This is a genomic window from Janthinobacterium leeuwenhoeki (assembly GCF_051380795.1).
Classification (GTDB): Bacteria; Pseudomonadota; Gammaproteobacteria; order Burkholderiales; family Burkholderiaceae_D; genus Janthinobacterium.
In genome coordinates, this window is record NZ_JBNYXT010000001.1 from 375,481 (window position 1) to 399,272 (window position 23,792).

Here is a 23,792-nt window from a genome sequence, read left to right on the forward strand (position 1 = left end):
AGACTAGCACGCGCCACGCGCAGTGTCGAGCCATGCCTGCCCTGGATACCGTTTCTACAACAAGGCCGATCAGCGCCCCGGCCCCATACGGCGCCGGCGCAGGCCGAAATCGTGGCCCACCACCAGCAAGGTGCTGGCCACCAGGCTGGACAGGCCCACGATCAGCTGAATCAGCTTGTCGTCAGGCAAGATCCACAGCGACGAGTCCGGCGTCTCGCAGCCCGTCGCCGCGCTGATCAAGGGAGAGACCCAGGCCGCGTCCGGCGTCACGTCGAGCACGACGGCGCCGTCGGCGCTCGTCTGCATATAGATATCGCCCCCTTCGGCCAGGGTAAAGCAGATGCCCACGCCCGTTTCCGTGGCGCGGATATTGTCCTGCATGCTGCGGTTATGTTCCTCGATCCACACTTCCACGTCGTACGGCGTTTCCAGGTGCTCCCACGGACGGGAGCGAAAACGGGGACGCTCGTCCGCGCTGGCGGGGGAATCTGGGGAATCGGGGATGTTGCTGTCTGCTGCGCCTTGCATGCTCGTTGACCTTTTCTGCGGTGATGCGGCGGGAACGGTTGCCCGCCAGCCGACATTATCCACCGTTCACGGCACGCATGGTATTGCTCGGGCATAATCATCAGATAAACTGATAGCTATCAACTTTTAACATCAGCATACCTGACTTAAAATACGCGCCATCTCTTCTTTACAGGCTTTACATGCAAGGCATCAAACGCAAAATCGTCTACGTCACCGCCTTTGAAATCATCGGCATGGCCATTTCCACGGCATGGCTGACCCTGCTTTCGGGCGAATCGCCCACCAGCACGGGACCGCTGGCGATCATGATCACTAGCATCGCCGTGATCTGGAACCTGCTCTACAACACGGCCTTCGAATACTGGGAAATCCGCCAAGTGTCGCGCACGCGCACGGTCTCGCGCCGCATCTTGCACGCGATCGGTTTCCAGATCACGCTGGTCATCTACCTGATCCCGTTGATCGCCTGGTGGCTCAATATCAGCCTGTGGGATGCCTTCGTGCTCGATTTCGCGCTGATGCTGATCATCCCTTGCTACAGCTTCATTTTTAACTATTTCTTCGACGGCCTGTTCGGCGTGCCCCTGTCGGCGCAGCAGCCGAAGGAAGAAGCGCCCGATACTCAGGGCGCGAGAGTTTCCGACGCGGTCAGCAACTGAAGAAAGGACCGCGCCGCCATGCCCAGCGGCCGGTCCTTCATCCACACCAGGTGGATGGGCACGACCAGGCCATTGCCCGTATTCTTGAACGCCACGCAGCGCACCCGCCCCGCCGCCAGCGAGTCCTTGATGGCCGAGGCGGCAAAGTTGCCCCAGCCCAGCCCCGCTTCCACCATCGCCAGCGCCATCGGCAAGCTGTCCGTGCGCCAATAGGACAAGCCCACCACAGGGCGCGCATCGGCCAGGTCGAGTTCGCGGCTGGCCACGATGATCTGGCGCAAATTCACCAATTCCTCGATATACACAGGCTGGCCCGCCGCGCTGGGCGGATGCTGGGTCGAGATAATCGCCAGCAAGGCATCGCTGCCCACCAGCTGGAACTGTTCCTCGTGATTGATGCGCCCGCCAGCGAAAGCCATGCAGGCGCTGATGCGGCCCCGGTGCAGCATGTCGAGCACATCGTCCTGCGGCGCCGTCAGCACCTCGATGTCAAGCAGCGGATGGCGCTGCGACAGGGCGCGCACGGCGGCCAGCAAGGGTGTATGGTCAAGCTCGGCTGCAATGCCCAGCGAAATGCGGCTTTCCAGTCCCTGCGACAATTCCTGCACGTGCAGGTGCAACTGTTTCAACTGCTCGGCGATCAGGCGGGCGTGCGGTATCAGGGCCATGGCGGCAGGCGTGGGCACGGCTTCGCGCGCGCCGCGGTCGAACAGGGTGATGCCCAGTTCCGCTTCGATATTGGCCATTGCCATGCTGACGGCCGACGGCGCCCGCCGCAGGGCGCGCGCGGCGGCCGAGAACGAGCCGCCGTCGACGACGGCCAGGAACAGTTCGATGTTATGGCTGGAGAGTTTCATGGAGTGGAAAAGGATGGCACTTTTTGACGCGCCGGCGGTCAAATCGGCAATGGCCGAAGTCAACGTGACTCATCCACCACACTACTGCGGCGGTTATATAGCGATTGCCTGGCGTGGGCGTTTATCCCTTCCAGACGCGCTGCAATCCCGTATCCGCATGGATCCAGCCGCCACGCGGACCGTTGCGGTAATAGAAACCCACGCCGCCCTGCTTGAAGCTGCGCACCAGCGAACCGAGCACTTCCGCGTTCAGATTCGCCACGCGGATGTCGGCGGCGCGGCCGGAAATGTGCAGCGACTGGCGCGCCGCCGGCACGCCCGCTTCGCGCAGGCGGCTGTTCGATTCGGCCGTGCGGTAGCCCGACAAAATCTCCAGCGGCTGCTCGATGCCGTAGCGGGCCACGAACGCTTGCGTGCCCCACAGAGTTTCCAGCAGTTTCGGGTCGATGGGCGCCGTTTTCTTGCCGTTCACGTCGCGCAGCAAATGGCACAGCTCCTGGTAAGCCGAATCGATGACTTCACCATCTTTCCAATACAGCAACTTCGCCTTTTCATTGCTGGCCGGGCGCACCACTTCCAGGGTGCGGGGCTTGAGCCAGAATTCCAGGTCCAGCGCCTGCGCGTCGAAGATGTCGGGCGGCGGCTCCAGTTCCGTGATGACCTGGCGCGACTGCGAGGTGATAGAGCGGTCGACGCTGGCCAGTTGCGTCGGCTGGGGCGGCACGCCCGTACGCGGCGCGCGCGGCTTGGCGCTGGCCGAAGCCGAAGCGGGAGCGGCCGTGCGCGAGGCGCAGCCGATGAGCGGGGTGGCAACCAGGCCCAGCGCAGCCAGGCCCATACCGTGATGTAGAAAATTTCTGCGCGATGCCATAGTCAATCCAATTTAACGATGGGAATACTATAGCGTATTGTGCTGCGAAGAAAAACCCTCAATGCTATCGTGCCGCCCTCATTTCAGCATTGGGCGCCCTGCGCGGCGGCGGCGCTGGCCGCCACGTCGCGGTTTGCCTGCGCCAGCGCCGTCAAAGGCTTGTCGAGCAGATAACCCTGGGCGACGATGGGCAAGCCCGTGGTGGCGGCGATGCGCTGCAGCGCGGCCAGCGCGGCCGGCGTGTCGAGGCGCTTGAAGATGACGCGAATGTCCGCTGCATGGCACACGCTGACGAAGCTGGCAACGGCCTGCTCATCGCTGAGGTTGCCCGCGTCGAGCTTGAACGCATGCGGGTGCAAGCGCTCCAGCATGCCCGTGGCCTCCTGCACGCTGGTCACATTGATGGCCAGGCGAAAACCGTTGCGCCGGTAATTGTCGGCCACGTAGTTGAGCAGCCAACCCTGCTTCGGCGTGACCGTCGGCAATTGCAGCACGATGCGCTCAATGGGCAAGCCCAGCGCGTCAAGGATACGCTGAAAGGCGTGGCCGTGATTGCTGCTGACGGCGCTCAGCAGGCGGTCATGCACATTCAGGTACAAGTCGGACTGCTCCGCCTCGCTCTGGCGGAAGAAATTGATTGCATGCAGCATGCGGCACAGGCGATCCAGCTCCACAGACTCATCGTCGCTGGCCGCGTGATCGAGCAGGCGCCACAGCGACAAGCCCTCGTCCGCCTTCGACACGCTGCGCGCCAGCCCCTCGAACGCCACCAGCTTGCCGCTGTCCAGTTCGCGCAGCGGCTGGAAGGCGCTGGTCATGGTGCAATTGAAAAAGCGCCCCAGCGCCCTGCCCTCCCCGTCGAGCCAGACGCTGGTGCCAGCCTGAGTTTGATGCGACAGGCGGGCCAGATAATTTTTCAGGACGGGAAATGGCATACGTGCTCTTTCATCGGGCTGCGCCAGCTGCCCTCAGAGGGAAGACGGCGCCAAAGTGTGCAGAGTACGGCCGCGCCAAGCAAAGGAGAACGAATCGTTTCGCCATTTGATATGCGCCCAGCACATATGGGATGCGACGGCCAGCGCATAACGATAGTCGGAAACATTCCTTCCAGCGACCTGCCCCGGCCTTTACTGTGGGCAGGTACCGTTACCATCAGGAAGGGCCACCATGTGCCAGTTACTCGCAATGAACAGCAGCAAGCCGGCCGCGCTGGGATTTTCCTTTGCCGGCTTTGCCGAACGGGGCGGACGCACGGACGAGCACCGCGACGGCTGGGGCATCGCCTATCATTCCAGCAGCGGCTGCACCTTGCTGACGGATCACCTGGCAGCCATCGATTCGCCGCTGGCGGCCCAGGTGCAGCGGCACCCCGTGAAGGCGAAAAACATCGTCGCGCACATCCGCAAGGCCACGCAAGGCCGCATCGCGCCAGAAAACACCCACCCGTTCGCCCGCGAACTGTGGGGCAAGACCTGGTCCTTCGCCCACAATGGCGACTTGAAAACGTGGCGCGCGCCCGCCAATGCGCACTACCGCGCCAGCGGCGACACGGACAGCGAACAAGCATTCTGCCACCTGCTGGCCACCTTGCGCACGCAATTTCCTCTGGGCATACCCACGCGCGCCGACTTGCGCGCCGCCATCGCCAAGGTGGCGGGCGAGATCGCCGCGCACGGCAGCTTCAATTTCATCCTGTCGGACGGCGAGTTGCTGTTTGCCCACTGTTCCACGCATTTGCACTATGTGATACGTGAATACCCGTTTTCCGTGGCGCAACTGATCGACTGCGAACGCAGCATCGACTTTCGCCAGCATAATCACCTGGACGACCGCATCGCCGTCATCGCCACGCATCCCCTGACGCAAAACGAGGACTGGCTGGCATTCGCGCCCGGCGAACTGAAACTGTTTGCCGGCGGCACCTTGCTGCCAGCAAACGATAGCGCGCAGCAAGGCGTGTATATCCAGATAAGTTACTGAAGGGGAATATTCAAAGAGGGGAAAGGCCCGCCGCCGAATGGGCGGGCTGAGGTGCTGGAGGGCCGTCAGGCCGAATTGCAGTTGCAAAAGCGCTTGCGCTTGGGGTCGCCGCTAGAGATACCTGTGGGGTCAAGCTGCTTCCAGCAAAAAATCGTTTCCACGCCATACGGCGAACGCACATTGCCCGCCTCGACATACCCCTGCTTGACGAAAAAGGCCTGGCTGCTGGCCGTGCTGTGCAGTTGCAGGGCCTTGATGCCCCACTCGCGCGCCTGCGCTTCCAGCTGTTCCACCAGCGCCTTGCCGGCGCCGCGGCCTTGCGCCTCGGGCAGCAGGTAGCACAGGGCCAACTTGCCGGCGCGCGTCAGCAAGCCGACGCCGACAACGGCGCCCGCCTCGACTGCGACCAGCGAAAAATTAGTCGGCGACGCAAACCAGCACGCCACCATCTGCGGTGTTTTATTGCCCAGCCAGGCTTCCAGGATGGCCGGATCGTCCCGATGATCGAGGCTGCAGCATTCGACGATGGAGCGTCGTAATACCTTGCACGCTTCGAAAGCGTCGGTCGATGTTGCAATACGAATTTCAAGACTCATGTACGCTCACAAAATATTCCAGTTGCCGATGCAGGCGGTTTCACCCCTGTATCGTGCGATTCGACTATACACCAAGCGGCGCTTTCGGGTTTTGTGCCGCACGCCACGGGCTGGTTTTGCCTATGGCGCAATGCCTGCAGACTAAGTGTTGATGCGCATCTTGCCCACGAATGTTTCCAGAAATCGATATCTGTTTTGTAGCGCAAACGGGAATCGAATCTAAGCATATTACGAAAAATTCGTTTCTTTTCCGGCCGGAATTTTAGACTATGTCTATCTATTCTCACAACAAGAGTTCAACATGACCCATTCCAACGCCGTAACGACTGCCGCAGCAACGCTCACCCAACGCTCGCGCCGCTGGTTCCTGGCCAGCGCCCTGGCCGCTTCCGCCGCCGCCATGAGCCTGCCGATGGCCGCCAGCGCCGCCGAACCGGTGGTCTTGCTGAACGCGTCCTACGACGTGATGCGCGAACTGTTCAAGGACGTGAATCCCGCATTTATTGCTGATTGGAAAGCCAAAACAGGCGAAACCATTACCATCAAGCAATCGCACGGCGGCTCCAGCAAGCAGGCGCGCTCCGTCGCCGATGGCCTGGAAGCATCCGTCGTGACCATGAACCAGGCCAATGACATCGACATCCTCGTCGAGCGCGGCCTGGTGGTGGCCGACTGGGCCAAGAAATTCCCGAACAATGCGGCGCCGTTTTACTCGACCATGGTGTACCTGGTGCGCAAAGGCAACCCGAAACACATCAAGGATTGGGACGACCTGGCCAAGCCCGGCATCAAGGTCATCGTGCCCAACCCGAAAACCTCGGGCAATGGCCGCTACACCTACCTGGCAGCGTGGGGCTATGCCGTAAAAAAAGGCCGCAGCGAAGCGCAGGCGCGCGAGCTGGTGAGCAAGCTGTTCAAGAACGTGCCCGTGCTGGACGGCGGCGGCCGCGGCGCCACCACCACCTTTACCCAGCGTGAAATCGGCGATGTGTTAGTGACGTTTGAAAATGAAGTGCAACTGGTGCGTGCCGAATTCGGCGACAACTTCGAAGTGGTGTATCCAAGCATCTCCATCCTGGCCGAGTCGCCGGTGGCCGTCGTCGACAAGGTCGTCGACCGCCGCGGCGTGCGCAAGGAAGCCACGGCCTACCTGCAATACCTATACTCGGAAGCAGGCCAGGAACTGGTCGCCAAGCACTACCTGCGCCCCCGTTCGACCGCAGTCGCCAAGAAATACGCGGCCAGCTTCAAGCCGATCTCGCTGTTTACCATCGATGACGTCTTTGGCGGCTGGAAACAGGCGCAAAAGAAACATTTTGACGATGGCGGCGAATTCGACAAGATTTATCAGAAGTAAGCTTGCGCTGTATCAACAAAAACCGGGATTAGTTCATTAGTCCCGGTTTTTTCATGTCCGCCCTGTTTGCGCATATCGATATGCGCATCGATTCGTGGTCAAAAGCGTGCGCGCGCCGTACTCTGGCCATGTCGCGCCGCACGGCGCATTACGGGCATAAAGGAAAAATCATGGCTATCTCGGAAGTGAATGTACGCAACCAGTTCAGAGGCAAGATCAAGGAAATCATCTTTGGCCCCGTGGTCTCGGAAGTGGACGTGGAAACGCCGCATGGCATCGTCACGTCGGTGATCACCTCGCGCTCGATCAAGGACCTGGACTTGAAAGTGGGCAGCGAAGTCATCGCGCTGGTGAAATCGACGGAAGTGTCGATCGCCAAGATCCAGTAAGCACGGCGCAGCCGCTGATCGCCCCGCCCCGCCAAGTGCGGGGCGTTTGCATTGCAGGCTAATCGCGAAACAAATAGGTAAACGTGCGGCTGACGGGCAGCTTTTCCGTGCTGCCCCGCAGCAGCACCTGCATGCGCTCGGCGTCGATACGCTCGGCCGCCTCGATGGCTTTGACGTTGACCATGGTGCCGCGGTGGATTTGCCAGAATTGTTCCGGATCAAGACCGCCCAGCAAATCCTTCAGCGGCGTGCGCACCAGCGCTTCCGAGCCGGCCAGCACCACGCGCGTGTACTTGGTGTCGGCCTGGAAGAACAGCACGTCATCGATGTCGATCAAACGGATCTGCTTGCCCACGCTGGCCTTGATCCATTTCAACTTGTCGCGCGGCGGCGCCGGCAAGGCGGCGCGCAGCGACTGCAATAAATTGGCCATATCGGCCGGCTGCGCGCCCAGCTTGTCGCGCAAACGGGCCAACGTCCGCTGCAGCCGCTCGGCCTGCACGGGTTTCAACAGATAATCGACGGCGCCGGCGTCAAACGCATCGACGGCGTACTGGTCGTAGGCCGTGACGAACACCACGTGGGCGCGCTTGCCAATGCGCTCGGCCACTTCCAGGCCCGACAGGCCCGGCATGCGAATATCGAGGAAGACCACGTCCGGCTCGTGCTCAAGGAAACCGTCCCAGGCATCGTTGCCGTTTTCCGCCATCAGCACGATGCGCGCCTCGGGCCAGGCTTGCGCCAGCAGCATTTGCAAACGCTCGCGCATCAGTGGCTCGTCTTCGGCGATCAGGATGGTGGGGTTCATGCGGCAGGCTCTTTCAGGCTGGATGCAATTTTGACGGGTAGCAATATGTCGGCGATCACGCCGCCCTCGTCGCCGGCGCGCAGGCTCAAGCTGGCGCACGGATCGGACAGCAACAGCCGGCTGCGCACGTTTTCCAGGCCCAGGCCGCCGCCCTGCGCGCCATCCGCGCCGCTTTGCGGCAAACCCATGCCCGTATCCTGCACGCGCAGGCGCAGCATGCCGTCCACCCGCAGCGCCGACAGGCTGATCTGGCCGCCGCGCAACGATGGTTCAATACCGTGCTTGATGGCATTTTCTGCCAGGGTCAGCAAGATCATGCTGGGAATCGTCGCGTGCGCAAGTTCGGCCGGCAAGTCCAGCGCATAGCGCAGGCGCGAGCCCATGCGCGCCTGCATCACGCGCAAATACGCAGCCACCATGTCGAACTCGCTTTGCAGCGGCACTTGCTCGCTGCGCATCTCCGCCAGGCTGGCGCGCAGGAAAGCGATCAGGTCGGCAGTCAGCGCTGCGGCCCTGGGCGCTCCCTGCTCGGCCAGCTGCTGCACCGCGCCCAGGGTATTGAAGAGGAAATGCGGCTCGATCTGCGCCCGCAGCAGGCGCAGCTGCGATTCGCTCAGCTCGCGCGCCAGGCGGTCGCGCTCGGCATCCTGCTGCAGCTGCAGGGTCAGCGCTTCGTATTGCCGGTTGCGCCAGGTGGTCACGATCGCCAGCGGCACCATGTAAAACAAACCGGCCACCAGCAAGGCGATGCCGCCCACGCGCAGCAAACGCTCGAAGGCCATGCCCATGGAACCGGTATCGCTCAAGCCGGCCAGCAGCACGCCGGCCGCCACCCCTGCCGCGCAGGTCGACATGATCAGCAAGAGTTTCTTGAACTTGTAGCGCACGGAACTGCGGTAATTGAACCAGACGCCCACCAGGCCCCACGCCAGCGCAAAACCCAGGCCGTTGCTGAAGACGAGAGCCTTGAGCAATTCGAACCTGGCCGGCAGCAGCAGGTGCAGGGCGACGCCGATGGCGCTGAACAACAGCATCAGCTTGAACGCGGCGATGTAAAAACCGGCGCCACGGTACTTGAGCAGGAAAGCGTGCAATTGCTGGCGCTCGATCGGCGTCAGCCTGGCCAGCTTCATGGCGATGCAGCGGCGCGCCCGTCCCCGGACCTGCGCCGCCATCTCGGGGTGTTTCAGCACCAGCAGCGATTCCTCATCGATGCTGCGGTACCAGTCCGTATATTTTTTTAACACGATGCGTTCTCCGTGGTCTGTGATTCAGGCATGAACGCAGTCTACGGCGCCCCTGTTGCAGGGCATAGCGCGGGGCGACGAAGCACGAAGGGGCAGGCATCAACGACGAAGTGCGGGGCGTCTGCCGAACCCGTGCTGCCAATCTTGCTGAAATAATACGAAGTTTCCAAGACGAAATCAATTATCGCCCAACAATTTTCACTACGGCAAGATTAGCCCATTTATTTGCCAAATTGGCCGCAACACCGCTTGTCACGGGCCTGTACCGTAGACATCGCTTGATCTTTAATGGTATTGTCTAAGCTTGGCAAATATTGCCTCCGAGACACATGCCGCGTCCCCGCGCGGCCCGCTTCCGGATTTGCGCGCAGCGCCCACGATGGCGCCCCAAAACTGCTTTCCCATTACAATCCCATGCTCAAAAAAATGTTCGCCGCGGTGCTGATGACGCTTTCGACAGCGGCCATCGCCGTGCCTTTCGGTTCCCAGTCGATACTGGTGGTCGAAGATGGCACAGGCAAAGTCTTGCTGGAAAAAAATTCCAACGTGGTGGTGCCCATCGCCTCGCTGACCAAACTCATGACGGCCATGGTCGTGCTTGACTCCAAAGTCAATATGCAGGAAGAGATCAGCATCGATCGCGAGGATGTCGACACCTTGAAACACAGCACCTCACGCGTGCCCGTGGGCGCCACCCTGAGCCGCCACGACGTGCTGCAACTGGCGCTGATGTCGTCCGACAACCGCGCCGCCGCCTCGCTGGCGCGCACCTTCCCCGGCGGCCCGACCGCGTTTGCCGTGGCCGTCAATGCCAAGATCAAGGCCCTGGGCATGCGCCAGACCGTCATCGAAGAGCCGACGGGCTTGTCGCCGAACAACCAGTCGACGGCAGCGGACCTGGTCAAGATGGCCGTGGCCGCCTCGCGCTACCCGGAAATCAGCCGCATCACCACCGATTCGAAGGACGTGATCCAGATCAAGGGGCGCGACGTGGAATACCACAATACGAACCGCCTGGTGGGCGCCAAAGGCTGGGATATCGGCCTGTCGAAGACGGGCTACACGAATGAAGCGGGCCGTTGCCTGATCATGCGCATCAAGTCGGCCGGCAAGTTCGCCACCATGATCTTGCTCAACGCGCGCGCCAATTCCGTGCGCGCCATGGACGCCGTCAACATCCGCCGCCTGCTGGCGGCCGAGAACGGCATCGAAGAGCCGAAAGTGATGCGCGCTTCCGTCAGCCGGCACAAGAAGGCGCCGGCGAAACCGAGCAAGCGCCGCCGCGCCCGTTGAGCTATAAGTTAACCCTTGAAATGCCGGGGTCGGACCCTCAGGGTCGGACCCCAGTCCTTGCTTAGGGTTAAGCCTTGATTTGCCGGTTGGTCATGATGACGCCGGCAATCGTCACCGCGCCGCCCACCAGCATCGAGGCCAGTACCGGCTCGCCCAGCAGCGCCGCCGCCAGCACGATGCCGAACACGGGCACGAGGTTGTTGAACACGGCCGTGCGCGACGGGCCCAGCGCTTTCACGCCTTCGTAATACCAGACAAAGCCGATCACCGTGCCGAACACGCCCAGGTAGCCGATGGCGGCCCACACTTGCCAGCCAAAGCTGTGCCATGGCACCGTCGGGAATTCCACCACCGCCCCCACCAGCAAAAAGGCCAGGCCCCACATCGATGCATACGTGGTGGCCGCAATCGGGCTCAAGCCCTTCAGCGCGACGCGGCCGATCAGGGTGTAGGCAGCCCAGCTGGAAATGCCGCAAAACATGAACACCTCGCCCATGCCGATGCCGCCGCCCGTGCCGTGCAGCAGGCCGGCGAGATCGCCGCGCGTGATGACGATGGCCGTGCCGCAAAACGCCAGCAGGATGCCCAGCCACTTGAAGGAACCGAGCCTTTCGCGGAACAGCATGGCCGAGGCCAGCGCCGTGACGATGGGGTTCAGGGCCACGAACAGGGCCGTGCGCCCGGCCGGCATGCGCGACAGGGCCGCCAGGAAGCACAGGTTATACAAAAAGATGCCCGTCAGGCCCAGCGCCGCCGTCGTCATCAATTGCTTGCGGTCCAGGCGCGGCAAGCCCCCTTCCAGTTTCCACGCCAGCACGACCAGCAACAATACGGCCACGCCGAAGCGTCCGCTGGCAGCCGTCATGGGCGGCATCTGCTGCGCCAGCACGCGCCCGGCGATAAAAGTACCGCCCCAGAACAGGGCGACGAAAATCAGTTTGAGGTAGACGAGCGGCGATTGCACGGAAGGCAAGGCGGCGGAAGGTATGGCGGAAGAAGACATGGAATATCCTGTATGGCCGCTTGCGCGGCGGGTAGTGTGGATATATATTAATACTAATATCAACTCATGAAATAATGAGTAAATACTCATATATCCAAGAAACCACACCATGACCTTCACGCAACTGGAAATTTTTACCCTGGTGGCCGAACTGCACGGCTTTTCGGCCGCCGCCGCGCAGCTGGGCATCAGCCAGTCGGCCGTCTCGCATGCCTTGAAGGCGCTGGAAAAGGAGATGGGCGTGGACCTCATCGTGCGCCACCAGGCGTCGGCCGAGCTGACGGACGTGGGCCACCAGTTGCTGGTGCGCGCACGCGAAATCCTGGGACTATCCGAAGCCATGCGCCAGGAAGCGGCCGACGTGCTGGGCCAGCGCCAGGGCACCCTGCGCATCGGCTCGTTTGGCCCCACCTCGTCGTTGAATCTGCTGCCGGCCATCACGGCGCAATTCCGCCTGCGCTATCCGGGCATCGACTTGCGCATCGACGAAGGCGCCGACCATGAAGTGGTGCAGTGGATACGCGAGCGCCGCGTGGATGTGGGCTTCGTCGTGCTGCCCGACGAGCGCTTCGATACGGCGCCGCTGGTGGAAGACCAGATGATGGCGCTGGTGCCGCGCAGCCATCCGCTGTCCAGCGAAACGGCCATCACCCTGGCGCAATTGTGCGAAGGGCCGTTCATCATGTCCGAGGCAGGCTGCGCCTGCCTGATCGAACCGCTGTTCGCCAACGCGGGACTGCAGCCGCAGGTGCCTTACCGCATCAGCCAGGTGATCACCATCCTCGACATGGTCAGCCGCGGCGACGGCCTGTCCATCGTCGCCGAACTGGCCCTGCCGCAGCGCCTGCGCGAGCAGTATCCGGACTTGCTGGCCCTGCCCTTGAATCCGCCCGTCAGCCGCAAGGTGGGCCTGGCCGTGCGCGACCGGCGCCAGAACACGCCTGCCACCAACGCTTTTTTTGAGGTGGCGAAACAGATGGCGCCGACCCTGGCGCCCCGGCGCGCCTGAAAATTTAAAACGTCTCCCACTCGTCGCTGCGTTCCGCAGTCTTGCGGCCAGCCGCTTTGGTGAGCGGGCGGCTGGCGATGCGCGGCGCGATGGCCGCGCGCACCACGGGCCGGACTGGCTGCGGCTGCGGCTTCTGCTGCTGCGGCGCCTGCCCTTCATCGAGCTTGAACACGCCCACCACCTGCGCCAGGGTACTGGCCTGGTCTTGCAGGCTTTCCGCCGCCGCTGCCGCCTCTTCCACCAGGGCCGCGTTCTGCTGCGTCACCTGGTCCATTTGCGCGATGGCCTGGTTCACCTGCTCGATGCCGGAACTCTGCTCGACGCTGGCGGCCGTGATTTCGCCCATGATGTCGGTGACGCGGCGCACGCTGTCGACGATTTCCTGCATCGTCGCGCCGGCCTCGTCGACCAGGCGCGCGCCCGAATCGACCTTGCCCACCGAATCATCGATCAGCAGCTTGATTTCCTTCGCTGCGCCAGCGGATCTTTGAGCCAGACTACGCACTTCCGTCGCCACCACGGCAAAGCCGCGTCCCTGCTCGCCCGCGCGCGCCGCTTCAACGGCCGCATTCAAGGCCAGGATATTCGTCTGGAAGGCGATGCCGTCGATGACGCTGATGATGTCGACGATCTTCTTCGACGAATCGTTGATCGACGCCATGGTATCGACCACCTGCGCCACCACCTGACCGCCCTTGCTGGCCACGCCGGATGCCGATTGCGCCATCTGGTTGGCCTGGCGCGCATTGTCCGCATTCTGTTTCACGGTGCTGGTCAGCTCTTCCATCGAAGCGGCCGTTTCTTCCAGCGAACTGGCTTGCTGTTCCGTGCGCGACGACAGGTCCTGGTTGCCGGCGGCGATTTCCGACGACGAGACTTTCACCGATTCGCTGGCCGTGCGGATTTTCACGAGAACGGCGGCGATCTTGTCGATGAAGCGGTTGAAGGCGCCGGCGATCTGCGCCAGTTCATCCACGCCGGAAGCGTCGAGGCGGCGCGTCAAATCGCCCTCGCCCGAGGCGATATCGTCGAGCGCGTCGCGCACCAGTTCCAGGCGCTTGAGCATTTTGAACACCAGCAGCGACAAGAGCAGTGCCGCCAGCCCGGTCAGCAGCGCTGCCGTGACGGTGGCCGTCGTCAGCATCGTCTGCAAGGCTTGCATGGCTTCCTGCTGGTCCAGCACCACGGCCAGCAGCCAGTCGGTGCCGGCTACGCGCGTGACGTACAGCTTGCCCTCGCGTTCATTCAGACGCACAGCCTCGCTCGTGCGCGCGCTTTCCAGGCGATTGATCTGCGCTGCCGACAGCGCCGCATCGATTTTCCCCACCAGCTGCAGGCTCAGGTCCTTGTTGGCATGGGCGATGATGGTGCCGCTCTGGTCGACCAAAAAGGCAAAGCTGTGCGGTGTCGGCTTGATCGCCACCACGTTGGCGATCACCGTGTCGAGCAGCACGTCCGCGCCCGCCACGCCGACCAGCGCCTCTTTTGGCCCCACGGGCGCCGTGAACGACACCACCAGCTTGTGGCTGGCCGCATCCACATACGGCGGCGTGAGCATCGGCACGCCCGCCTTGACGGTGTCCGTGTACCAGGCGCGCGCCGTGGGATCAAAATCGGCCGGGCGCCCCGGATGGGTAAACACGGAGCGCTTGTCCGCGTAACCGATGAACACTTCCGCAAAATCGCCGGCCTTTTCCGCAATCTGGAAGGCGCGCAGCGGATCGGGCGTCTCGGCCGACATGACGACGGACGCCATGACCTTCTTCTTGCCATCGACCCATTGCGCCAGCACGGCCGACTGGCTTTGCAGCAGCTGCTGCATCTGCTGGTCCGACGACGCCAGCATGCTGCTGCGCGTGGTGATGTAATTGGCGACCGACAAGGCCAGCATGGACAGTACGACGATGGCCACGCAAATGAGCACCAGACGCGTGCGAAGGGAAGACAACATGATGGACTCCTCGTTTCGTTTTTAATGGCGAGAAATAGTGGCAAAAAACAGTGCTTTTGCACCACTTTCTCTACGAAAGCATTCTCACACAAAAATCGGAACAATTTCCATCAATATTCGGAATACAACACATATATTTCCATATGGAAACCGATCAAACCCAGTCCAGCCATCAGCCGATCAGCCCCCGCAACCCGCTGGCCCGCTGCGTGCGGCGCAAGATCGCATCGAACAGCACGGCCTGCGTGGGCGAGACGAGGGTAAAGAAGTCGCGCGCGCGCGTGATGCCCGTGTAGACCAGCTCGCGCGCCAGCATGGCGCCGCCTTCCTGCGGCAGCACCAGCACCGTGTGACGGAATTCCGAGCCCTGCGACTTATGTACCGTCATGGCGAACGCCGTCTCCACGTGGCGCAAACGCGTGGCCAGCACGCTGCGCACGTTCTCGCCTTCCAGGAAATACACGCGCAGGGAGCCGGGCCGCGCAGGGTCGCGCAAGGTCAGTCCGATGTCGCCATTGAACACGCTCGTACCGTAATCGTTACGCGTGACCATCACGGGGCGCCCCACATACCACTCGCTGCGGCGTATGAGACCTTCTTTTTCCAGCCGCAGCTCGATGGCCGTGTTCAAGCCCGCCACGCCCCACTCGCCTTCGCGCACGGCGCACAGGATGCGGAACGATTCAAACCTGTGCAGCACGGCGCGCACCCAGTCGTCATGCTGCGCATACGCTGCTTCACCGGCATTCACCAGTTCCAGGTAAGGCTGATAACCGCCCGGCGCTTCCGCACGGCCGCGCAAGGCCAGGCGCAGCACGTCTTCCTGCTGCGCCGGCACGCTCCACGCCAGCTGGCCGCCGCTATCGCTGGCGAAGCAGGCCTTGGCCAGATCGGGCCTGCCGCCATTCACGGCCAGCGCCAATTCGCCAATCGGCCCGCTGAAACGGTGGCTGTGGCGCAGCATCACCGTCTGCTGCGCCAGCGCGCCGGCCGCACCGGCAAAATCGGCTGGAATGGCCACGCCGCTGGCCGCCTGCGCATACGCGATGGTAGCGGGCGTGTAAGCGCCCGCCTGAGCGCCGTGGCACAAGTCGCCCAGCACGGCGCCCGCCTCCACCGACGCCAGCTGGTCCTTGTCACCTAGCAGTATCAATATCGCCGTGGGCGGCAAGGCATCGAGCACCGAGGCCATCATCTCCAGGTGCACCATCGACGCTTCATCGACGATCAGCACATCGACATCGAGCGGATTGCCCGCGTGGTGGGCAAAGGCGCGCGTATCGGGCCGCGCACCGAGCAAGCTGTGCAGGGTGCGCGCCGCGCCCATGCGCCGCGCCAGTTCCAGCAGGGGCATGGCTTCCCCCACCTTTTTCGCCAGGCCGCTCAAGGCCTTGTCGATCGACTGTTTCAGCCGTGCGGCCGCCTTGCCCGTCGGCGCGGCCAGCGCGATGCGCAGCTGCTCCGGCTGCGGCGAGACGGCAAACAGCAAGGTCAACAGGCTCGCCACCGTGTACGTCTTGCCTGTCCCAGGCCCGCCCGTGATGATGGCCACCTTGCCGCGCAGGGCGATGGCGCACGCCACCTTTTGCCAGTCCGGGCCACCGTCGCCGGTCGGCTGGTCGAACAGGGTGTCGAGCCATTGGCGCACCTGCGCCAGCGGCGGATTCGTCAGATCTTGCGCGCGCACGGCGATTTTCCCGCCCACCAGAGTCTCGTCGCGCCAGTAGCGACGCAGGTACAGGCGGTCGCCATCGAGCACCAGCGGCTGGCGCACGTCGGCCGCACCCACTTGCCACACCTGCGGCGCGCCGGCCAGCAGCGCGCGCCAGCCATCGACGCTGTCCGGCAGTGGACCGGAGACGGCCAGCACGGCGTGCCACAGCTCCTCGGTCCAGCCCAGCAGCTGCGACGGTTCGCTGGCCAGCTCAAACAGCATCAAACAACTGTGGCCCCGCCCTTCCAGCTCGGACAGCACTACGCACGCCACGGCCACGGCGGGCGCATGCGGCGCCTGGGCGTCCAGGCTGGCGATGAAACGGGCAAAGGCGGCGCTCAGGCGGCGCAGATGGCCATCCTCGGCGAGGCCGTCGACATGGGCAAACAAAGCGTGCATCTGTGCGTCATGCTGCATGGTGTTCCGTTTCTTCTAACAGTTGATCTAGGCCGTCCAGCAGTTCCAGTTGCGGCGCCAGCCAGTAGCAGCCATGCGTGTCCGCGTTCGCGATACCGCGCAGGAACAGGAAAATGGCGCCGCCCAGGTGCTCGGTCGGGTCATAGGCGTCGCCCAGCCGACTTTTCAGCAGCCGGTGCAGGGCCAGCATGTAGATGGCGCCCTGGATATCATAGCGGTGCTGCGCCATGCCGGCCGCCAGCGCTTGCGTGTGGTAGGCCGCGTCGTTGGCGCCCAGCGCATTCGATTTGTAGTCGAGCACCCAGTAGCGGCCATCGCGTTCGATGACCAGGTCGGCAAAGCCCTTGAGCATGCCGTGCAGCTGGCGCCGCGGCAGCACGGGGCGGGGCGCGCCATCGAGCAGCAAGCGCGTACACAGCTGATCGAGCGCCCCCGTGGACAAATGCTCGCTGGGGAACCAGAACTCCATCTCGGACAGGGTGCTGTCCAACTGCGACAACGACGCATCGAGCAGCGGCAGCGGCGTGAGGGCGATTTCCCTGAGCCAGGCGATGGCGTCTTCCTGGCGATGGCCCCAGCCGGCCCGTTCGCAGCGCGCGGCCAGACGAGTATTGAAGCGCTCGTCGTGGACGCTGTCAAAACCTTCGCCGCCCATCCACTCGAGCTGTTCGTGCAGGAAATTGCCGGGCACGGAGCCACGCGGGAAGCGGTGCCATGGCGCGTCGCCCATTTGCATCGGCGAGGTCACGGCGACAGCCGTGCCATCTTCCAGCAGGGTTTCCTCCAGCGCCCGCTGCGGCACGTGTGCGGCCGCCACGGCGCCGATCTGGCGCGTCAGAGACGTAAAGCTGCCCACCGACCAGTCGCGCTCGAACTCCCCCGCGAACACGGGCGCGGGCCGCAATGCGGGGCGCCGCTCGACCCGGTCCAGCACCGTGCAGGCATCGGGCTGCGCCAAAGAGCCCACGTAGATGGCGTCGCAATCACCCGCCACCTGCTGCCAGCGCAGCAGCAGCTGGTCGGACGGCAGCTTGTCGCCGCCCGTCAGCAGGTAACCGAGCGCCGATTCGTGCAAGGTATTCTCGCCCGCCTTGCGCGCCGCCTGGGCGGCCACGCCCAGCCACAGGAAGTGGCGCGCGCGCGTCAGCGCCACGTACAGCAGGCGCAAGTCTTCCTCGATGCGCGCCTCTTCGACCGCCGCCATGGCCTCGTCGGACAGCGATAAATCGAGGCGGCGCTCGCCATTGTCCCCGGCATACTCGAAGAAGCTGCGGTTGCGCTTGTCCACCTTGCGCGCCGTGACGGCGAACGGCAAATACACGAGCGGGTATTCGAGGCCCTTGGATTTGTGCACGGTGATGACCTTCACCAGTTCCGCATCGCTTTCCAGGCGCAGCACGCGCTCGTCGCCGCCCTCGCCTTCGCCGGCGATCTGCTCGGCCAGCCAGCGTATCAGCGCCTGTTCGCCATCGAGCTGGCGACTGGCCGATTGCAGCAGTTCGGCCAGGTGCAGCAGATTCGTCAGCCGCCGCTCGCCGCCCGTCTGCTGCAGCAACATGGCCGGCAGCTGCAGTTCGTGGATGAAGCGGCGCAGCATGGCCAGCACGCCCTGGCGCTGCCAGATCAAATGCAAGGCCTTCAGTTGCTCGACCCGGCGCTCCCACTCCAGTTCATCGCTCGACAGGCGCGCCAGCTCGCCCAGCGACAGGCCGATGGTGCGCGTGGCAAACGCGGCGCGCGCCAGTCCCCCGTCAAGCGGGTTGGCCAGCGCCGCCAGCCAGCGCAGCACGTCTTGCGCTTCCTCGCTGTCGACGACGGAATCCTTGTCGGACAGGTAGACGCTGGCGACCCGGCGGCGCGCCAGCGCGCGGCGGATGGCCGCCGCTTCCTTGCGGTCGCGCACGAGGATGGCGACATCGGCAGGCTGCAAGCGCGTGAAACCGTCCGGGCCAGCGAAACCGGCTTGCGCATCGCCCAGCATGGCGACGATGTGTTCGGCGCAGTGCTGCGCGAAATACTCGCGGTAGCTGTCGCCGCGCAGGCCTTCATCACTGGCACAGGCGGCCAGCAGGGCCGGCAGCGGGCCGCCGGCGTTCACCAGGTGCTCGGCGCGGCCCTTGGCGGCGACGGCCTCGAACGGCAGCGGATTCTCGCCGTTTTTCCGGTAGCGGAAGGCGCCGGCTGGCACCTCGGCGCGCTCGGCGTGCAGGAACAGCTGGTTGACGGCCGCCACCAGCGGCGCCGTCGAGCGGTAGTTGGTGCCCAGCTGGTAATGGCGTCCCGTTGTCGCGCGCCGCGCCGCCAGGTAGCTCTGGATGTCGGCGCCGCGAAAACCGTAGATCGACTGCTTCGGGTCGCCGATCAAAAACAGGCCCAGCGCCGGGTCGTTGTCGGCGATGCGGTACAGCAGGTTGAATATCCGGTACTGGGCCGGCGCCGTATCCTGGAATTCATCGACCATCGCCAGCGGATACTGGTCGATGATGCGCTGGCGCAGGGCCGCGCCATTCTCGCCGGCCAGCGCGTCGTGCAAGCGCTGCAGCATGTCGGCAAAGCCGAACTGGCGCGACTGGCGCTTCAATTGGTCCATGCGCCGCGCGATGGCCGCCGCCGCATGCAGGTGCAATTTATGCGCCAGCGGCGTCAATGCCGCCAGGGCGATCCCCAGCGCCTCGGTATGTTCAAAGCACTCCGGCACCTGCGCCGTGAAACTCTTGGCAAACGCATCCTCGATGCCGAACGGCGTTAATCTCTCCCACGCCTTGGCCGTAATCGCAGGCTGCAGCAAGAGCGGGTCTTGCGCCCAGCGGCGCAAGCCGTCGAACCACTTCGCCAGGTTTTCCGGCTTCATCTTGACGCCGTTAAAACACTTGGGATTGGCGGCGCGGTGGTCGTTGATCCAGCCGGCCATCCGGTCCACGCGCTCAACCCAGCCCGCCTTCAGCGTGGCCAGCTGCGCGGCCAGCGCCCGCTGTTCGCGCACGATCAGCGCGGACAACGGCTCCTCGTCCGCCATGCCCATGATGTCCGCCCGGCGCGCCAGCTCGCGCGCGCCTTTCTTCAGCGCGCCGACGTCGGGCCAGCAGGCCAGCAGCACGTCGAGCGCCTGCGGCGGCAAGGGATAGACTTGCTGGCGCCAGTAATCGTGGGCCGCATCCTCGAACAGGGCTTGCTCGTCGCTGACCAGTTCTTCGTCGAACAGGCTGCCGCTGTCGAAGGCGTGCTCGCGCAGCATGCGCTGGCACCAGGCGTCGATGGTGAAGATGGCCGCTTCATCCATCGTCTCGGCGGCCAGCATCAGCCGGTGCGCCGCCTTTTGCCGCTCGCTTTCGTCCGGATAGGATTCCAGCAAGGCGTCAAGGAACGGGTCGCTGCCGCCGGATTCGTGGCGAAAATAAGCGGCGGCCTCGATCAGGCGTTCGCGCACGCGGTTCGACAATTCGCGCGTGGCGGCGCGGGTAAATGTCATCACGAGGATGTCGGCCGGCAGCAGCGGACGCGCGAAACGGCTGTCGTCGTCGCCATGCCCCAGCACGAGGCGCACGTACAGCGCGGCGATGGTCCAGGTTTTACCGGTGCCGGCCGAGGCTTCGATCAGGCGCGAGCCGTGCAGCGGGAACGCCAGGGGCTTGAGCAAATGGCTCGTCATGGTTCTTCTCCCGCACCGTCTGCGGGCGCGCTGATAGGGTCGATGGTGATGTGTTGTTGCAGCCAGTCGGCCAGCGGGCCATACAGCTCGCGCGTGCAGTCCTCCCATGCCTCCTCGGCGGCCAGCGCGGAAAACTCGGGCCACAGGCGGGCCAGACACAGTTCGTCGCGCTCGCCCGATATGTCGAAGCCGCCGTCATACACGGCGCGCGGGTCGCCCTGCTGCACCAGCGCCAGTCCCGTCTTGCAGGCAGTCGGCAACGGATGGTTCATGCCTTCGCGCCACAACGCCAGCAAGGTGGCCAGCGCTGCGCGCGAGGTGGCCGGATCAAGCGGCGCCATGCTGACGATGGCGTCGCGCGCCACCAGGTAGCCGGTGACGGGAAAGCCGAGGGCGGCGGCGGCCAGCTGGCGCAGCCACATCAGCATCAGCTTGTCGCCGCGCGCCAGGCCGCCCTTGTCCGTCACCTTCGAGGAAATCTGCATCAGCCAGGCCGTATCCTGCCCGTTGCTGCACAATTTATCGAGCCAGTCGTCGATCTGCACTACGCCGAAGGGCAAGTTGATGGCGCGCTTTTCCGCCGCCAGCGGGAACGAGGCGCGCAAGGATAGCCACGCGCTGCGCACGGGCACCAGCGCCTCGACCAATTGCGCCTGCACTTGCTGGCCGATCAGGCCGATGGGCAGCACGCCTACACGCGCCAGCTTCGCTGCGCGCGCCTCCAGGCTGGCGCGCACATCACCCGCCGCTTCGACGGCGCCACCGTCATCGAGCATGGTGTCTTCCAGCAGATAGCGTTCGAGCGCATTCAGGCCGAACGGTTCTTCATCCTCGCCCAGCATGGCCGCATCGGCAAAATACACGCTCAAGCGGCGGCGGAAAAAGTATTTGACGGGCTGGCGCAAAAAGCTGGCCAGTTCGCCCAGTGTCAAGCGCGTGCCGGGATCGAGCTCGTAGGGACCCAGCGGCAGCACGGCGGCCGGCGCATCCATATCCGCATCCGCATGCGCCACGCGCCATTCGCGCGCGTAGGTCAGCAAGCCATCGGCCTCGAAATAGCGGCGGCTGAACGGCTGCAGCGCGTGCTCGGTGGTGAGCGACGCCAGGTGCCGGTCCAGCGACCAGCCGGCTGCCAGGTAGTCACGCAGCTGCGACACCAGCACGGACGGCGGCTGCTCGGAATTGTCACGCACATTGCGCCCCACCCAGCTCACGTACAGCTTGTCGCGCGCGGCCAGCAGGGCTTCGAGCATCAGGTAGCGGTCATCGTCGCGGCGCGAGCGGTCGCCCGGGCGCGCCATGCCGGGCAGCGCCAGCAAGTCGAAATCGGCCTTCTGCGCGCGGCGCGGAAAATCACCATCATTCATGCCCAGCAGGCACACGACGCGGAACGGCACGGCGCGCATCGGCATCAGGGTGCAAAACGTCACGCCGCCGGAGACAAACTGGTGGTTCAGGGTCGGCTCGTCCAGCGCGCCCAGCCACGCCACGCGCAGCACGGACAGCGGCACCTGCTCGACAAAGCCCGCATGCTCGCAGGTTTCCAGCCAGCCTTGCAAGGCGCCTTCCAGCTGCGCCAGGGTCAGGCGGTCGGCTTCATCGTCGGCATCGAAAAAATCCGCCAGCAGCGCGCGCGCCTGTACGCCCCATTCGGCGGGCGCGCGCGCGCCGGCCAGCACGCTGCGCCAGTGCAGCAGCGCCTCGACCAGCTGCGCCAGCGAGCCCGCCAGCGCCGCATCGAGGCCGCCCACTTCCGCATACGGCTCGATGCCGCCAAAGCTGGCGCCACTGCCGCTGGCATAGCCGAGCAGCATGCGCCGCACGCCGAAGATCCACGCATTCTGCTCGCCGGCCGCGCCCAGCCCCAGGCCGGCGCGGTGCGCCTGGTCCAGACCCCAGCGCACGCCGGCCCCCTCGATCCACGCGCCCAGGGTGGCCAGGTCGTCCGGCTGCAAGCCGAAGCGGGCCGCCAGCGCCGGTACGTCGAGCAGGTCGCGCACTTCGCTCTGGCGGCAGCGCTGCTGCGGCAACTGCAGCAGCCACTCGAGCGCGACGAGCAGCGGGTTGACGCTGCGGTCCTTCACGTCGCCGATCTCGAACGGGATGAAACGCTCGTCATTGCGCCGGTACTGGCCGAAGACGGCGTGGATGGCGGCCGTGAAGGTATCGATGTCGGGCACCATCACCACCACGTCGCGCGGGCGCAAGCCCGTTTCGGCGCTGTGCGCGAACATGGCCAGCAGCTGATCGTGCAGCACTTCCACTTCGCGCTGCACGCTGTGCGCCACGTGAAATTCGATAGAGCGGTCGCCTGCCTCGGGCGGCGTTTGCGCGTGCTCGGCCAGCGGGCGCAGTTCGCGGATGGCCACCTGCACCTGCTGCAGCAGGGTTTCGCCCGTTTCCTCGCCAAACAGGTCGATGCGCAGGCTGTCGTCGCGCCCCTCGGCTTGCGCGTGTTCGTCGAACTCGTCGAGCATGCGGATGAAATCGCGCCCTTGCCTGCCCCAGCTGGCCAGCAGCGGATGGCTGTGCGCATGCAGCGCTTCGAGTGGAATTTGCGCCAGATCGGTGCCGTTGCGCTGCCGCTGGCGCTTGTTTTCCGCACGCAGCAAGTCACGCCCGTCGATGATATCGCCCCAGTAAAACTGGCACGGGTTGGGTACGGCCAGTACCACCTGCGTGTGGCGCGCCAGCGCGGCCAACGCCTGCAAGGTCTGGTACGGCAGGGCCGACACGCCAAACAGCACCACCCGGCGCGGCAGTTTGCCGGCAGGCGCATCGCCGGCGGCGATTGCCGCCAGGAAGGCGTCGTGGATGTCGGCGCGGCCCGTGTCGCGCTCGAACGCCTCGACGTCGGCCGACACGGCGCGCCACAACTGCGCCTGCCAGCGCTGGTCTTCCTTCAAGGCAATAGCTTCGCCGCGCGCCGTGCGCAACTGGTCGCGTCCGGCGGCCCAGTCGGCCAGCCAGTCGGCGCGATAGACCTGGTACTGATCGAACAAATCGGCCAGGCGCTCGGCCAGCTGCAGCCGGCGTTCGCTATCGCCATCGGCAAGGAAGTAGCGCAGCGGCGCAAACACCGGTTCGGCCAGCAAAGACGGTAAAAGACGCATCAAACGCCACGTCAGCGGGGACTTGTCGAACGGCGACACGCGCGGGACTCTTTCGCGCCCCAGCATGCCCCGGTAGCTTTCCCACAGCAGGCGCGCCGGCAGCGCGATGCGCGTGGCGGCGCATACACCCATCTCCTCAGCCAGGGCGATCTTCAGCCATTCGGCCACGCCGTTCGACTGCACCAGGAAGATATCCGTTTCCAGGGGCGCCAGCGGATGCTGGCGCAGCCACTGGAAGACGGCGGCGCGCAGCTGTTCCAGCTGGTTGCCATGCAGGATGAGGAGGCCGGGCGTGACGGGAGTATGCATGCTGATCCGATGGGTTGCCGCGTCTCCGGCCGGGTGGCC

18 protein-coding genes are annotated in these 23,792 nt (G+C 64.4%); 6 read left to right on the forward strand and 12 right to left on the reverse strand.

Features of this window, described 5'->3' with window-relative positions:
• Nucleotides 1–69: 69 nt before the first annotated feature.
• Complete coding sequence (locus ACQ4WS_RS01595) at nucleotides 70–528, reverse strand: hypothetical protein (RefSeq protein ID WP_436473036.1); 459 nt, start codon at nucleotides 526–528, stop codon at nucleotides 70–72.
• Between the two features lie 182 nt (nucleotides 529–710).
• On the opposite strand from ACQ4WS_RS01595, the gene ACQ4WS_RS01600 reads away from it, so the two are divergent.
• Complete coding sequence (locus ACQ4WS_RS01600) at nucleotides 711–1,190, forward strand: PACE efflux transporter (RefSeq protein WP_436473037.1); 480 nt, start codon at nucleotides 711–713, stop codon at nucleotides 1,188–1,190.
• Here the strand turns inward: ACQ4WS_RS01600 and ACQ4WS_RS01605 are convergent.
• From ACQ4WS_RS01605 to ACQ4WS_RS01615, 3 genes are all read right to left on the reverse strand, one after another.
• Complete coding sequence (locus tag ACQ4WS_RS01605; protein ID WP_436473039.1) at nucleotides 1,154–2,047, reverse strand: LysR family transcriptional regulator; 894 nt, start codon at nucleotides 2,045–2,047, stop codon at nucleotides 1,154–1,156. The two genes, ACQ4WS_RS01600 and ACQ4WS_RS01605, sit on opposite strands and share 37 nt — an antisense overlap.
• Nucleotides 2,048–2,168: 121 nt before the next feature.
• Nucleotides 2,169–2,918 (reverse strand): YcbK family protein, encoded by a 750-nt coding sequence (locus ACQ4WS_RS01610; protein ID WP_436473041.1) that lies wholly within the window; start codon nucleotides 2,916–2,918, stop codon nucleotides 2,169–2,171.
• 83 nt (nucleotides 2,919–3,001) lie between these two features.
• Nucleotides 3,002–3,853: an EAL domain-containing protein gene (locus tag ACQ4WS_RS01615; RefSeq protein ID WP_436473043.1), complete on the reverse strand. Its 852-nt coding sequence runs from the start codon at nucleotides 3,851–3,853 to the stop codon at nucleotides 3,002–3,004.
• Nucleotides 3,854–4,085: 232 nt separating this feature from the next.
• On the opposite strand from ACQ4WS_RS01615, the gene ACQ4WS_RS01620 reads away from it, so the two are divergent.
• Entirely contained in the window at nucleotides 4,086–4,898 is an 813-nt protein-coding gene (locus ACQ4WS_RS01620; protein WP_436473044.1) for a class II glutamine amidotransferase, read from the forward strand.
• Between the two features lie 65 nt (nucleotides 4,899–4,963).
• Here ACQ4WS_RS01620 and ACQ4WS_RS01625 read toward each other — a convergent pair whose 3' ends face one another.
• Nucleotides 4,964–5,494: a GNAT family N-acetyltransferase gene (locus tag ACQ4WS_RS01625; RefSeq protein WP_436473046.1), complete on the reverse strand. Its 531-nt coding sequence runs from the start codon at nucleotides 5,492–5,494 to the stop codon at nucleotides 4,964–4,966.
• A 301-nt stretch (nucleotides 5,495–5,795) separates the two neighbouring features.
• On the opposite strand from ACQ4WS_RS01625, the gene ACQ4WS_RS01630 reads away from it, so the two are divergent.
• Nucleotides 5,796–6,851 (forward strand): sulfate ABC transporter substrate-binding protein, encoded by a 1,056-nt coding sequence (locus tag ACQ4WS_RS01630; RefSeq protein ID WP_436473048.1) that lies wholly within the window; start codon nucleotides 5,796–5,798, stop codon nucleotides 6,849–6,851.
• Between the two features lie 170 nt (nucleotides 6,852–7,021).
• Nucleotides 7,022–7,240, forward strand: coding sequence for a TOBE domain-containing protein (locus ACQ4WS_RS01635; RefSeq protein ID WP_034757699.1), 219 nt, complete (start codon nucleotides 7,022–7,024; stop codon nucleotides 7,238–7,240).
• A gap of 58 nt (nucleotides 7,241–7,298) precedes the next feature.
• Here ACQ4WS_RS01635 and ACQ4WS_RS01640 read toward each other — a convergent pair whose 3' ends face one another.
• Nucleotides 7,299–8,048 carry a LytR/AlgR family response regulator transcription factor gene (locus tag ACQ4WS_RS01640; RefSeq protein WP_436473050.1) on the reverse strand — a complete coding sequence of 250 codons (750 nt, stop codon included), beginning with the start codon at nucleotides 8,046–8,048 and terminating at the stop codon, nucleotides 7,299–7,301.
• Complete coding sequence (locus ACQ4WS_RS01645) at nucleotides 8,045–9,295, reverse strand: sensor histidine kinase (RefSeq protein ID WP_436473052.1); 1,251 nt, start codon at nucleotides 9,293–9,295, stop codon at nucleotides 8,045–8,047. Before ACQ4WS_RS01645 ends, ACQ4WS_RS01640 begins: the two co-directional genes overlap by 4 nt.
• A gap of 414 nt (nucleotides 9,296–9,709) precedes the next feature.
• Here ACQ4WS_RS01645 and ACQ4WS_RS01650 point away from each other — a divergent pair, with 414 nt between their 5' ends.
• Nucleotides 9,710–10,588: a serine hydrolase gene (locus ACQ4WS_RS01650; protein ID WP_436473054.1), complete on the forward strand. Its 879-nt coding sequence runs from the start codon at nucleotides 9,710–9,712 to the stop codon at nucleotides 10,586–10,588.
• A gap of 67 nt (nucleotides 10,589–10,655) precedes the next feature.
• Here the strand turns inward: ACQ4WS_RS01650 and ACQ4WS_RS01655 are convergent, their stop codons facing one another.
• Nucleotides 10,656–11,591 carry a DMT family transporter gene (locus ACQ4WS_RS01655; protein WP_436473056.1) on the reverse strand — a complete coding sequence of 312 codons (936 nt, stop codon included), beginning with the start codon at nucleotides 11,589–11,591 and terminating at the stop codon, nucleotides 10,656–10,658.
• Between the two features lie 109 nt (nucleotides 11,592–11,700).
• On the opposite strand from ACQ4WS_RS01655, the gene ACQ4WS_RS01660 reads away from it, so the two are divergent.
• The gene (locus ACQ4WS_RS01660) at nucleotides 11,701–12,600 is read left to right on the forward strand and encodes a LysR family transcriptional regulator (protein WP_436473058.1); all 900 of its coding nucleotides are present in this window, start codon (nucleotides 11,701–11,703) and stop codon (nucleotides 12,598–12,600) included.
• 4 nt (nucleotides 12,601–12,604) lie between these two features.
• On the opposite strand, the gene ACQ4WS_RS01665 is transcribed toward ACQ4WS_RS01660, so the two are convergent.
• The 4 genes from ACQ4WS_RS01665 to recC form a co-directional block, all read right to left on the reverse strand.
• The gene (locus ACQ4WS_RS01665; protein WP_436473060.1) at nucleotides 12,605–14,551 is read right to left on the reverse strand and encodes a methyl-accepting chemotaxis protein; all 1,947 of its coding nucleotides are present in this window, start codon (nucleotides 14,549–14,551) and stop codon (nucleotides 12,605–12,607) included.
• 172 nt (nucleotides 14,552–14,723) lie between these two features.
• Nucleotides 14,724–16,682, reverse strand: a complete 1,959-nt coding sequence (recD, locus tag ACQ4WS_RS01670) for an exodeoxyribonuclease V subunit alpha (RefSeq protein WP_436473062.1) — start codon at nucleotides 16,680–16,682, stop codon at nucleotides 14,724–14,726.
• Nucleotides 16,672–20,331 carry an exodeoxyribonuclease V subunit beta gene (recB, locus tag ACQ4WS_RS01675; protein WP_436473064.1) on the reverse strand — a complete coding sequence of 1,220 codons (3,660 nt, stop codon included), beginning with the start codon at nucleotides 20,329–20,331 and terminating at the stop codon, nucleotides 16,672–16,674. The genes recD and recB overlap by 11 nt, the downstream gene beginning before the upstream one ends.
• The gene (gene recC / locus ACQ4WS_RS01680; RefSeq protein WP_436473066.1) at nucleotides 20,328–23,753 is read right to left on the reverse strand and encodes an exodeoxyribonuclease V subunit gamma; all 3,426 of its coding nucleotides are present in this window, start codon (nucleotides 23,751–23,753) and stop codon (nucleotides 20,328–20,330) included. The genes recB and recC overlap by 4 nt, the downstream gene beginning before the upstream one ends.
• Nucleotides 23,754–23,792 lie beyond the last annotated feature (39 nt).

Bases quoted from the DNA above. Each gene is read 5' to 3' on its own strand.
- ACQ4WS_RS01615 (WP_436473043.1), bottom strand. From the start codon at position 3,853: ATGCCATTTCCCGTCCTGAAAAATTATCTGGCCCGCCTGTCGCATCAA.
- recD (WP_436473062.1), bottom strand. From the start codon at position 16,682: ATGCAGCATGACGCACAGATGCACGCTTTGTTTGCCCATGTCGACGGC.
- ACQ4WS_RS01650 (WP_436473054.1), top strand. From the start codon at position 9,710: ATGCTCAAAAAAATGTTCGCCGCGGTGCTGATGACGCTTTCGACAGCG.
- ACQ4WS_RS01660 (WP_436473058.1), top strand. From the start codon at position 11,701: ATGACCTTCACGCAACTGGAAATTTTTACCCTGGTGGCCGAACTGCAC.
- ACQ4WS_RS01630 (WP_436473048.1), top strand. From the start codon at position 5,796: ATGACCCATTCCAACGCCGTAACGACTGCCGCAGCAACGCTCACCCAA.
- recB (WP_436473064.1), bottom strand. From the start codon at position 20,331: ATGACGAGCCATTTGCTCAAGCCCCTGGCGTTCCCGCTGCACGGCTCG.
- ACQ4WS_RS01595 (WP_436473036.1), bottom strand. From the start codon at position 528: ATGCAAGGCGCAGCAGACAGCAACATCCCCGATTCCCCAGATTCCCCC.
- ACQ4WS_RS01600 (WP_436473037.1), top strand. From the start codon at position 711: ATGCAAGGCATCAAACGCAAAATCGTCTACGTCACCGCCTTTGAAATC.
- ACQ4WS_RS01610 (WP_436473041.1), bottom strand. From the start codon at position 2,918: ATGGCATCGCGCAGAAATTTTCTACATCACGGTATGGGCCTGGCTGCG.
- ACQ4WS_RS01665 (WP_436473060.1), bottom strand. From the start codon at position 14,551: ATGTTGTCTTCCCTTCGCACGCGTCTGGTGCTCATTTGCGTGGCCATC.
- ACQ4WS_RS01640 (WP_436473050.1), bottom strand. From the start codon at position 8,048: ATGAACCCCACCATCCTGATCGCCGAAGACGAGCCACTGATGCGCGAG.
- ACQ4WS_RS01635 (WP_034757699.1), top strand. From the start codon at position 7,022: ATGGCTATCTCGGAAGTGAATGTACGCAACCAGTTCAGAGGCAAGATC.
- ACQ4WS_RS01625 (WP_436473046.1), bottom strand. From the start codon at position 5,494: ATGAGTCTTGAAATTCGTATTGCAACATCGACCGACGCTTTCGAAGCG.
- ACQ4WS_RS01620 (WP_436473044.1), top strand. From the start codon at position 4,086: ATGTGCCAGTTACTCGCAATGAACAGCAGCAAGCCGGCCGCGCTGGGA.
- ACQ4WS_RS01605 (WP_436473039.1), bottom strand. From the start codon at position 2,047: ATGAAACTCTCCAGCCATAACATCGAACTGTTCCTGGCCGTCGTCGAC.
- recC (WP_436473066.1), bottom strand. From the start codon at position 23,753: ATGCATACTCCCGTCACGCCCGGCCTCCTCATCCTGCATGGCAACCAG.
- ACQ4WS_RS01655 (WP_436473056.1), bottom strand. From the start codon at position 11,591: ATGTCTTCTTCCGCCATACCTTCCGCCGCCTTGCCTTCCGTGCAATCG.